Below are 11095 nucleotides of genomic sequence, written 5' to 3'. Positions count from 1 at the left end.
GTGCCGCGGGGTCGGATGGCCGCGGGGTCGGATGGCGCGTGGGCCGGAGCCGTGAGCCTAGGCGCGGCGTCGTCAGACGCCGTACAGCTCGCCGACCGGTACCGCCACCGGCAGCACGTTGCCGGCCGGGGCCAGGGGGCAGGCCCACGCGGGGTCGTAGGCGCACGACGGGTTGTACGCGAAGTTGAAGTCGATCACGAGGGTCTCCGGGGTCGCGCCGCGCCCCAGGTCGGCACCCTTGATCGTGTCGATGAGGTAGCGGCCGCCGCCGTAAGTGCCGCCCGGTCGCCCGGCTGCGGCATCCCGCACCGGAATGAACAGGCCGCCGCCGTACGAGGTGAGTCGCCACACATCGAGCGATCCGGTGTCGGGGAGCTCGACCCGCCCGATGCGTTCGAACCCCACCTCGCCGTCCGTTCCGGTCATGGCGACGAACGAGGCCTCCTCCGCCTCGAGCAGTGGCGCCTCGAAACGCCACGCCGCGTCGTACGGCGCGAGCGGCAGGCCCTCGAAGGTCGCACGCTGTTCGGGGAGCAGTGGCGTGGCGGGGTGACCGGCGAACAAGGCGTCACGCTCGATGCGCCAGAGCTCGTGCGCGTCCTCGGGGTCCTCGGCATCGCGCACGGCCTCGTAGAGGGCGAACACGCGGCGGCGCCAGTCGGCGATCTCGAGGGCGGTGCGGGCGGCGGGAGAGGTCATGCCCCGAGCGTAGGCGTCCGGTCGCAAGGTCGGTCTCCCCTTGCGAGGTGACCGCAACGTCCCCGCACGCCCGCCTCCGCGGCGCAACGGGGCAGACACGGCGGCGACCGGCGCACTAGCGTCGGCACATGGCATCCCCTCGCATCACGCTGATCGCGCCCGGCCCCCACGGAGATCGGGAGATCGGACTCTCGAGCCCCGATCGCGTGGTGTGGCCCGAGCTCGGGATCACCAAGCGGGAGCTCGCGGAGTACTTCCTCGCGGTCGCGGAACCCTTCCTCGCCGCGAACGGACACCGCCCGGTGTCGCTCGAGCGCTTCCCCGACGGCATCGGCGGCGAGAGCTTCTTCTCGAAGAACCCGCCGAAGGGAGCCCCCGACTTCGTCGAGGCGGTGACGGTCACGTACAACAGCGGGCGGCGGCATCCGCAGCTCATCCTCAGCGAGATCGGGTCTGCCGTCTGGGCCGCGCAGATGAACACGATCGTGTTCCACCCGTGGGCCTCGCTCGCGACCGATCCCGACCATCCGGTCGAACTGCGCATCGACCTCGACCCGCAGCCGGGCACGGGCATCGCCGAGGCGGTCCCGGCGGCGCGCGAGTTGCGCGCGGTGCTGCGCGAGGCGGGCCTTGAGGCCTGGATCAAGACCAGCGGGAACCGCGGCCTGCACGTGTTCTGCCCGATCGAGCCGACGCACGAGTTCCTCGACGTCCGGCACGCGGTGATCGCCGCGGCTCGGGAACTGGAACGACGGATGCCGGATGCCGTGACCACCAACTGGTGGAAGGAGGAGCGGGGCCGGCGCATCTTCGTCGACTTCAACCAGGCGAACCGCGACCGCACGATGGCCGGGGCGTACTCGCCGCGCGCGCTGCCGAGCGCGACGGTGTCGACGCCGGTCGGGTGGGACGAGCTCGACGGCCTCGACCCGAGCGTGTTCACCGTCCGGTCGATCCCCGAGCGCCTGGCATCCCTCGGCGACCCGTGGGCGGACTTCGCCGCGGAACCGGGCCGCATCGACACCCTGCTGGACTGGTGGCAGCGCGACCTCGACAAGGGCCTCGGGGAGCTGCCGTTCCCGCCCGAGTTCCCGAAAATGCCCGGCGAGCCGCCGCGCGTGCAGCCGTCGCGGGCGAAGACCCCCGCCGATTAGCGGGCTCCGTCTTGGCTGATTTCGCGCGGGCAACCCCGCTGGTCGGCGGGGGTGAAGCATGCCATGAGCGGGCCGCTGCGAGTCACCCCGGCGGGCGATGTTCATGAAGTCGTCGCGCGAGCGATCAAGAGTTCATCTGAGGCTACCCTTACCTTCCCTCATCCGTTTCGCTGTCTCGTCAGGCTCGACAGCAGCCGGTCCCGGCACCGGTCCAGCCATACGAAACGGAAGAGAAGAAATGAACAAGCGCACGACCGGACGCACGCGCCGTCTGATCGTCCTGAGCACCGTCGCGGGCGTCGCCCTCGGTGCGACCCCCGCCTTCGCCGCCTCGGCGGCTCCCACGGAGACCCCCGTTCCGAAGAACGTCATCGTCCTCATCTCGGACGGTGGCGGATACAACCAGTTCGATGCCGCTCGCCTGTTCGAGACCGGGAAGAGCTACCAGCAGGTCGAGGTCGCCCCGGGCTCGGGCGTTGCGACGAAGATCCCCGGCACCCCGAGCGAGGTGTACGACAACTTCCCCGTGCAGGTCGCGCAGTCGCACTACTCGGACAACGGTCGCGCCTCGTACACGCCCGAAGAGGCGTGGGGAGACTTCACCTGGGTCGCCTCCGGTGCGACCGACTCCGCTGCCGCGGGCACGGCGCTCGGCACCGGTGTGAAGACGAGAAACGGCACGCTCGGCTTCGACGCCCAGGGCGGGAGACTCCTCACCGTCGGCGAGCAGGCGCTCGACGCCGGCAAGAAGGTCGGGCTCGTCACCACGGTGCCGTTCAACCACGCCACGCCGGCAGGCTTCATCGCCCACAACGCCAGCCGCAACGACTACCACGGGCTCGCGACCGAGATGATCGACTCGGGAGTCGACGTGCTCATCGGTGGCGGACACCCGAACTACACGGATGCCAACACCTCCCGCGCCTCGCACTTCGGCTCCGGCTCGTGGATCTCGCAAGCCGACTTCGAACGCGTCACGCAGGGCAAGACGCCGTTCTCGTACATCGAGAGCAAGGCGGACTTCGAGAAGGTCGCCGCGGGCGAGAACGTGCCCGACAAGCTGTTCGGTCTCGCGCGCGTCGCGGAGACGTTCCAGTACAGCCGTCCGGGCGTGCAGAACAAGGCGGTCGCGCCGTGGACCGACCCGGTCAACGCCGATGTCCCCTCGCTCGCGACCTCGGCGCAGGCCGCGTTGAACGTGCTCGAGAAGGACGAGGACGGTTTCTTCCTGATGGTCGAGGGCGGCGCGGTCGACTGGGCCGGGCACGCCAACCAGACCACGCGCATCGTCGAGGAGCAGCTCGCGTTCAACGACTCCGTCGAGGCCGTGACCGACTGGGTAGAGGCGAACTCGAACTGGGACGAGACGCTCGTCATCGTCACCGCCGATCACGAGACCGGCTACCTCGCCGGCCCCGGCGCGGGCCCGAGCGCGGGATGGACGGCGCTCACCGGCGCGGCCGGTCGGCTGCCGAACGTGTCGTGGCACTCCGGCGGGCACACCAACGCCCTCGTTCCGCTGTACGCCAAGGGCGCGGGCTCCGAGGTGCTGCAGGCGCGCGCGACGAAGTGGGACTTCGCGCGCGGCGCGTACCTCGACAACACCGACATCGGAAAGACGCTGTTCGACCTCATCGGACACGGGCGCGCCGCCGACGGAGCGGTGGGCGTGGAGGCGTCGGTGCCGCTTGCCGCCTCGGCCGGACGACTGAGCCTGGCGCTGCCGGCGCTCGAGGGGCCGGTCGTCTTCGAGGACGGTGCCGCCGCGCTTCCCGAGGTGACGGTCGAGGACACCCGCAACGAGGCGCAGGCCCAGGGCCGCGGGTGGACCCTGTCGGGCTCCGCGTCGGCGTTCGTCGCCGGCAACCGCTCGTTCGGCGCCGAAAACCTGGCGTGGACGCCGCGCGTGGTGAGCTCCTCGGCGGGCGCCGTTGCCGGCGGCACGGCGACGCTCGAACGTCCCGCCACCTTGGCCGATGCCGGCCGTGTGGAGCGTGTGGGCCAGACAAGAGTGAGCGCCGACCTCGCTCTCACCGTCCCCGTCGACGCCGAGAGCGGCCGATACGGCAGCGAGATCACCCTCACGCTGTTCGCCAAGGACTGACCATCCGGCCGGTGCGCCCCGCTCTCGATGCCAGGGGCGCACCGGCATCCTCCCTGTTCCGAAGGATTTCGTCGTGTTCCCCCGTCTTCTTCCCGCGCTCGCCGGCGCGGCCCTCGCCCTCACCGTCACCGCCGGTGGCGCTTCCGCAGCGGTCGCCGCTCCCGCTCTCCCGACCGCTCCCGCGGCCACCTCCGCGGGTGCGCCGCAGTGGTCCGTCGCTCCCGCGAACGCCGACGGGCCCGACGGGCGCATCTCGCTGCGCCACACCGTCGACCCCGGCGGCAGCGTCACCGATGCCGTCGCGGTGACCAACCTCGGCTCCGAGCCGACCTCGTACACCGTGGCTCCCGGCGATGGGATTCTGGGTGACGACGGCGCTTTCGACATCGCCGCGGGGGACCCGAACGACGCCGGCGCGTGGGTCTCGATAGAAGGCCTGGATGCCGGCACCCTGACCCTCGGGTCGGGGGAGACTCGTGTGCTGCCGGTGCGCGTAGACGTGCCCGCCGACGTCACCCCCGGTGATCACCCCGCCGGCATCGTGGTGGGTGTGAGCCGGAGCGAAAGCGGTGTCACGGTCACCAACCGCATCGGTGTACGCCTGCACCTGCAGGTGGCCGGCGAGATCACCGCGGCCCTCACGGCAACCGAGGTGACCTCGAGCTTTCGCTCCTCGTGGATTCCGTTCGCACCCGGTGTGCTGCGTGTCGAGACGCGCGTGAGCAACGTCGGCAACGTCCGGCTGGGAGCGCTCACCGCCGTCACGGGCGGGGTCATCGACACGGCCTCGTCGGGGACGGAACCCGTGGAGCTTCTTCCGGGCGATGCCGCCAACGTGGTGACCGAGACGACGGCATGGCCCGTCTTCGCGCTCTTCGGCACGACGACGGTGCGTCCGGTCGTCCTCGGCGATGATGCGATCGCGGCTCCCACGGTGACCGAGCTGCCCTTCGTCGCTCCCGCGGTGTCGTGGTCGGGACTTGCGGCGCTCGTGATTCTGGTGGGGACGGTCGTCATCGTCACCGTGCAGCGGAGGCGTCGAGACCACCGGGGCGCGTCGATCGCGGACGCGGGGGCGCCCTCCGCGCCGGAGGGGACGCGCGTCGAGGCCGGCGCGAGGTGAAGGCACCGGTCGCGGTCGTCTCCGCGCCGCTTCTCGGTCTCGTCCTGGCCGGGTTCTCCGTCACACCTGCTCCTGCGCATTCGGCCGCCGAGCCGGGCCCGTCCTCGGCCGTCAGTGAGGCAGTGTCGTCCGCGGTGCGCTATGGCGCGCCGTGTGGAGAACCGAGCGCGGCGTCGCGCGCGGGCGAGAGGAACGCCGCGGGTAAGGGGGTCGTGCAGTTGTGCGTCGACGTACTCCGGAGCACACCGGTGCCGTCCGGATCACCCCGCCCCGCGCCGATCGCTTCGCCGGGCGCAGTGATCGGCGGCGCGGACGACGATGACACCGCCGACGCGCCCGCGGATCTCGCCCTCACGGGTGCTTCTTCATGGGTTCTTGCCGTGTCTCTGGGACTCACGGCTGTCGTCGTCGGGGTCGTGGTGAGGCGGTCTCGGCGCATCCGGACGTGATCCGCCCGAGAACCTGTCAGTCGAGAACCCGTCAGTCCAGCACGCCGCCCAGGTCGTAGGCGCTCACGGTCTCGAGTTGCGCGAACGTGCACGAGCGCGCCTCGCGGTCGGGGCGCCATCGCTCGAACTGGACGGTGTGACGGAAACGCATGCCCTCGAGCTGGTCGTACCGCACCTCGAGGACACGTTCTGGGCGCAAGCGGACGAACGACACATCCTTGGATGCCGAGAACCGCGAGCGATCGGTCTCGCCGACGACCGCTTCTCCCTCGGCATCCCTCTCGACGAGCGGGGCGAGTTCGTCGATCAGCTCGAGGCGGCGCTTGTCGGTCCACGCCGAGACGCCCCCGATGCCGTGAAGACGGCCGTCGTCGTCGTAGAGCCCGACGAGGAGCGAGCCGACGCCCCGACCCGACTTGTGGATGCGGTACCCGAGCGCGACGACGTCGGCCGTGCGCGCGTGCTTGATCTTGAACATCGTGCGCTTGTTCGGGGCATACGGCTGGGCGAGCGGCTTCGCGACGACCCCGTCGAGTCCGGCGCCCTCGAACTCGGCGAGCCAGCGGCGGGCGAGGTCGGGGTCGTCGGTCGTCCGCGTGACGTGCACGGGATGCGGCACGTCGCCGAGCAGATCTTCGAGCTGCGCGCGGCGCTCCGCGAATGGCTCGGCCTGCAGGTCGCGGTCGCCGCGCGCGAGGAGGTCGAACGCGATGAACATCGCCGGGGTTTCTTCGGCGAGCATGTTCACGCGGGATGCCGCCGGGTGGATGCGCTGCGACAGCGCCTCCCAATCGAGGCGCTGCGCGCCCGGTTCCCCGCGGGCGACGACGACCTCCCCGTCGATCAGGCACGGCTCGGGGAGGATCTCCGCGAAAGCGGCCACGAGCTCGGGGAAGTAGCGGGTGAGGGGCTTGGCGCCGCGGCTGCCGATCTCGACGTCGGTGCCGTCCCATGACACGAGTGCCCGGAAGCCGTCCCATTTGGGCTCGTAGCTGAACCCTCCCTCGACCTTCGCGTGCTCGGGAACCGCGGGGACGGCCTTCGCCAGCATCGGTGCCGGGATGTCGTACGCCATCGCGTCAGTCCGAGCTCTCGTCTCCGGCGAGGGGCACGGGGTTGTGGCGCTTCTTTCGGCGCGCCCACTCCGCGGGCTTGTCGGGGCCGTTCCAGACGGTGATGATCCCCCAGACGACAGCGGTGAGCGGCACCGCGAGGAGGGTGCCCAGGATGCCGCCGATCGCGGTTCCACCGGCCAGCACCACCAGGACGACGAAGGAGTGCAGCTTCATCGAGCGGCCCATGAGCACGGGCTGCAGGAAGTTGCCCTCGAGCTGGTTCACGAGCACGACGATGCCGACGACGATGAGGGCGATGATCGGGCCGTTGGTCACGAGCGCGACCAGCGCGGCGAGGACGCCCGCGGTCACCGCGCCGACGATCGGGATGAACGCCAAAAGGAACACCAGGACCGCGAGCGGGAGCGCGAGCGGCACCTGCAGGATCGCGAGGCCGATGCCGATGCCGATGGCGTCGACCGCGGCGACCGACGCCGTTCCGCGCACGTACGAGCCGAGCACGGTCACCGTCTTGTCGCCGATGCGGCGCGCGCGGTCGTAGTCCTTGCCGTGGAAGGGGCGCAGGACGAACTCCCACATGCGGGGTCCGTCTTTGAGGAAGAAGAAGAGGATGACGACCATCAGCACGAAGCCGGTCACGAACGAGGCGACCGCGCTCACGCCGGCGAGGGCGCTCGTGCCGAAGTCTGAGCTGGTGAGGAAGCCCTGGATGCCCTGGATCGCCTGATTCACCTGGTCTTGCGAGATGGCGAAGGGAAGCGTGTGGTACCAGTCCTGGGCCTTCTGGAACCCTTCGACGGCCTGCGAGCTGAGGTTCGGCCACTGGTTGATGACGGCGTTCACGACGAGCCAGCCGAGCGCGCTCAGCACGACGACGACGGCGAGCAGCGTGAGCAGAGTCGCCAGGATGGCGGGAACGCCCTTCCGCCGCAGCCACATGGTGATGGGCCCGAACGCCGAGGCGAAGATGAGCGCGAGCACCAGCGGAATGATGACGAGCGTCACCTGGCGGATGCCCCAGATGACCCCGGCGACGAGCGCGACCACGACGATGATCTGCACGGCGCGCACCGCGAGGCGACCGAAGCCGTCGGCCCACAGGCTCTTGGGTGGGGGCTGTACCGCTTGAGCGACGGAGGCGACGGCGTCGCGCGGCGCGGGATGGCGAGAGAAGAGGCCCATGCGACGACGTTAGCGAAAGCCTCCGACATCGGCTGCGCGGCTTGCGCGGCTCAGCGGCGCGCGTTACGGCGTCGGCCGGCGGGGCGGTGCCGCCGATCCCGCGCCGAAACCGCACGCCGTCGCCGAGACCGCACGCCTCGTCGAGACCGCGCGCCATCGCCGAAACCGCGCGCCGTCGCCGAAACCGCACGCCGTCGCCGTACGCCCCATACGGTTTCGGCAATCACGTGCGGGCTCGCCGTCGCAGCTGGTGGTCCCGGCGCGCAGCGCGCGGCCTCGCGGGGGCAGCGGCTGCAGCGGGAAGGCGTCGCTCAGACGAACGCGCTCATCCCGGTGATGTCGCGCCCGAGCAGGAGCGCCTGCACGCTCTCGGTTCCCTCGTACGTGTGGATGGCTTCGATGTCGGCCATGTGCTGCATCACGCCGTTCTCGAGCAGGATGCCGTTGCCGCCGAGCAGATCGCGCGCGATCGCGGCGACACGGCGCGCGGCGCGCGTGTTGTGGTACTTCGCCAGCGACGCCTGCGTGGGGCGGAGACCGCCGGATGCCTCCAGGTCGGCGAGACGACGGCAGTAGAGCTGCATCGCGGTGAGCTCGTCGAGCATCTGCGCGAGGCGCTCCTGCACCATCTGGAAGGTCGCGAGCGGCTTGCCGAACTGTATGCGCTCGGTGGCATACGTCCGGGCGATCTCGTAGCACGCGGTCGCGTGCCCCAGCGCCGACCACGCGACGCCGGATCGCGTGGCGAACAGCACGGTCGATGCGTCTTTGAAGGTGTGGGTGCCGGGGAGGACGGCATCCGGAGCGAGGAGCACGTCATCCATCGCGATATGAGCTTGATGGATGCCGCGCAGCGACACCTTCCCGGTGATGACGGTGCCCGTGTAGCCCGGGGTGTCCTGCTCCACGAGGAAGCAGCGGACCTTGCCGTGGTCGTCGCCGCCCTCGTTCTCGACGCGAGCCCAGACGAACGTGATGCCGCCGGAGGCGCCGTTACCGATCCACTTCTTCGTGCCGCTGAGCGACCAGCCCTCGGCCGTGCGCGTCGCGGTGGTCTCGAGAGAGACGGAGTCGGAGCCGTGATCGGGCTCGGTCAGAGCGAACGCTCCGAGCACGGTGCCGTCGGCGAGGGGCTTCAGCCAGCGCGCCTGTTGCTCGGGGGATCCGAAGAGAGCGAGGGTGCGCAACGCGAGACCGCCCTGCACGGCGAGAGCGGTGGCCAGCGAGCCGTCGTGACGCGACACCTCCATGTTCACCAGGCCCGCGGCCAGGGGGGAGCTCTCGGGCAGCGCGGGGTGCTTGATGCCGTCGGTGAACAGCTCGAGCTCGCCCATGCGTCGAAGCAGCTCGACGGGGTAGGTCGCGGCATCCCATTCGCCCTGCATGCGCGTACCTACCTCGTCGCAGAAGGCTTTGGCGCGATCCCAGGCCGCGCGGTCCGCGGCGGGGATGTCGGCGAAGACGGCGTAGTAATCGGTGTCGCGGCGGCCGAGCAGGTCGTAGTGCGAGACGCGCTCGCCGGGCAGCGTACGGGCATCGGCATTGATGGTCATGGTCCCCAGTATCGCTCATGTTGGTACTGAGTGTCACGCGCGTGGGTGACTTTCGTCGGCCACGGGTCCGGCGATCGTCGCCCATTGGGTGTCCACGACACCCCGACGAATTCTCGAGGCGCCCGGATGTTCTGGACACTCACCCGTGGGGGAGGCGCGCGACGCGCTCGTGCGGACAGGCGGCGGCAGCAGGGGACAGGTAGGGTCTCGGGCGTGAGTGCGCTGACTTTCCTCCCCGCCGCCGAGAATCCGCACCTGCTGGCCGCGCCCGTCGCGGCGGCGCTCGCCGAGCTCGATACCGCCACGGCCGCGCGCATCGAGGTGGCCGCCGTCGACCCCGCCCTGGCGGACACCGCCGCGTTCTGCGAGGCCTACGGGCAGGGCCTCGACATCTCGGCGAACTGCCTCGTCGTGCAGGGCACCCGCGGGGGTGTGACCCACACCGCCGCCTGCCTCGCGCTCGCGACCACGCGCCTCGACGTCAACGGCGCGGTGCGGCGCCTGCTCGACGCGCGCAAGGCGACCTTCGCGTCGATGGACGACGCCGTGTCACAGACCAGCATGGAGTACGGCGGCATCACCCCCCTCGGCCGCCCGGCGGAGTGGCGCTTGCTGATCGACGCGCGCGTGGCCGCCCTGCCGCGGGTGATCGTGGGCGCCGGGATCCGCGGGGCGAAGCTCTTCCTACCGGGCGAGGTGCTGGCATCCCTCCCCGGCGCCGAGGTCGTCGAGGATCTCGCGAAGCCCGTCGCCTGACCGCGCGGCCCCGCTGCATCCGCGGTGGGGGCCCGCCCTCCTCCGTTGCGTGTCCAAAACACCCGGACGATTTCTTCGGGCGTCCGGGTGTTCTGGACACCCGACGCCGCGAACGAGGGCGCGGGGGCTACTCGCCCAGCGACGCGCGCAAGCGCCGCGTCACCTCGGCGGCGGGCATGCGGCGGGGGAAAGCCGCGACGATGAGATCGTCGCCGGCAGCGGCGTCGCCGTCGGGGTGCACGCCGTACCGGCGGAGCACGTCGTCGAGAGCACGACGGAGAACGGATGCCGGAACGCGGGCCCCCCGCATGAGTCGGCGCAGCACGTGGTTGTGCACCGCGGTCACCAGGGCGGCGAAGCCGACGGCATCGAGGGGGTCGAGTCCCGGGAGCGCGTCGCGCAGGTACTCGTCGAAGAGACGCTCGTAGCGGAACACGGTGATGATCTCGCGGTCGCGCAGCCCCGGGACCTGGCGCACGATCGCGTAGCGGCGCCGCGCGAGCTCGGGGTCGGCCGCGAAGTGGCGGAACACCCGCACCGATGCCTCGCACACGGCGGCCCAGGGGTCGTCGTGCGGTTGCGCGAGATAGGCACGCGTCTCGTCGAGCAGGACCTCGTGGTCGGCGAAGACCACGTCTTCCTTGCCGCCGAACTGCCGGAAGAAGGTGGAGCGCGAGACTCCCGCGGCCTGGGCGATCTGCTCGACGGACGTCTGGTCGTAGCCGCGCTCGGCGAAGAGGTCGATCGCGGCGGCCACCACGGCCGTGCGGCTCGAGGGGGCGGCGGCGTCACTCACACCGGAAGCCTAACGGCGGCGTCACTTCCGCCGGGTACGCGCGCGCACGACGACGATCACACCGACGCCCAGGAGGACCAGCACGGCGGCACCGATCACCAGGGGCAGAGTCCCGGAGGCATCCCTTCCACTGTTCGCCAGTCGTGACGGAGCGGTCGCGGAGGGCGACGGGGCGGGTGTCTCCGTCGCCGTCGGCGTGGGGG

The 11095-nt window shown here is 70.9% G+C and carries 10 protein-coding genes; 4 read left to right on the top strand and 6 right to left on the bottom strand.

The window, feature by feature from the left end; all coding sequences use genetic code 11:
* Positions 1–72: 72 nt before the first annotated feature.
* Positions 73–699 carry a DUF1684 domain-containing protein gene (locus NS220_RS04855; RefSeq protein ID WP_058622967.1) on the bottom strand — a complete coding sequence of 209 codons (627 nt, stop codon included), beginning with the start codon at positions 697–699 and terminating at the stop codon, positions 73–75.
* Between the two features lie 128 nt (positions 700–827).
* On the opposite strand from NS220_RS04855, the gene ligD reads away from it, so the two are divergent.
* The 3 genes from ligD (at position 828) to NS220_RS04840 (ending at position 5080) form a co-directional block, all read left to right on the top strand.
* Positions 828–1853 (top strand): non-homologous end-joining DNA ligase, encoded by a 1026-nt coding sequence (ligD, locus tag NS220_RS04850; RefSeq protein ID WP_058622966.1) that lies wholly within the window; start codon positions 828–830, stop codon positions 1851–1853.
* A 238-nt stretch (positions 1854–2091) separates the two neighbouring features.
* Positions 2092–3957, top strand: coding sequence for an alkaline phosphatase (locus tag NS220_RS04845; RefSeq protein WP_058622965.1), 1866 nt, complete (start codon positions 2092–2094; stop codon positions 3955–3957).
* Positions 3958–4030: 73 nt separating this feature from the next.
* The gene (locus NS220_RS04840; RefSeq protein ID WP_058622964.1) at positions 4031–5080 is read left to right on the top strand and encodes a hypothetical protein; all 1050 of its coding nucleotides are present in this window, start codon (positions 4031–4033) and stop codon (positions 5078–5080) included.
* A 480-nt stretch (positions 5081–5560) separates the two neighbouring features.
* On the opposite strand, the gene NS220_RS04830 is transcribed toward NS220_RS04840, so the two are convergent.
* The 3 genes from NS220_RS04830 to NS220_RS04820 form a co-directional block, all read right to left on the bottom strand.
* Positions 5561–6604, bottom strand: a complete 1044-nt coding sequence (locus NS220_RS04830) for an ATP-dependent DNA ligase (RefSeq protein ID WP_058622962.1) — start codon at positions 6602–6604, stop codon at positions 5561–5563.
* A 4-nt stretch (positions 6605–6608) separates the two neighbouring features.
* Positions 6609–7787, bottom strand: coding sequence for an AI-2E family transporter (locus tag NS220_RS04825; RefSeq protein ID WP_058622961.1), 1179 nt, complete (start codon positions 7785–7787; stop codon positions 6609–6611).
* A gap of 311 nt (positions 7788–8098) precedes the next feature.
* On the bottom strand, positions 8099–9340 hold the full coding sequence (locus tag NS220_RS04820; protein ID WP_058622960.1) for an acyl-CoA dehydrogenase family protein: 1242 nt from the start codon (positions 9338–9340) through the stop codon (positions 8099–8101).
* Between the two features lie 213 nt (positions 9341–9553).
* Between NS220_RS04820 and NS220_RS04815 the strand changes: the two genes are divergently transcribed.
* A complete protein-coding gene (locus NS220_RS04815) occupies positions 9554–10096 on the top strand; it encodes a YbaK/EbsC family protein (protein WP_058622959.1) in 543 nt (180 codons plus the stop codon).
* A gap of 127 nt (positions 10097–10223) precedes the next feature.
* On the opposite strand, the gene NS220_RS04810 is transcribed toward NS220_RS04815, so the two are convergent.
* A complete protein-coding gene (locus NS220_RS04810) occupies positions 10224–10892 on the bottom strand; it encodes a TetR/AcrR family transcriptional regulator (RefSeq protein WP_058622958.1) in 669 nt (222 codons plus the stop codon).
* A 21-nt stretch (positions 10893–10913) separates the two neighbouring features.
* Positions 10914–11095: hypothetical protein (locus tag NS220_RS20390; protein WP_206542990.1), on the bottom strand; the 182-nt coding region annotated here is incomplete at its 5' end.

Origin of the sequence: Microbacterium testaceum, from assembly GCF_001476655.1 — a bacterium.
Lineage (GTDB): Bacteria > Actinomycetota > Actinomycetes > Actinomycetales > Microbacteriaceae > Microbacterium > Microbacterium testaceum_C.
This window is presented reverse-complemented; position numbering and strand designations above follow the sequence as displayed.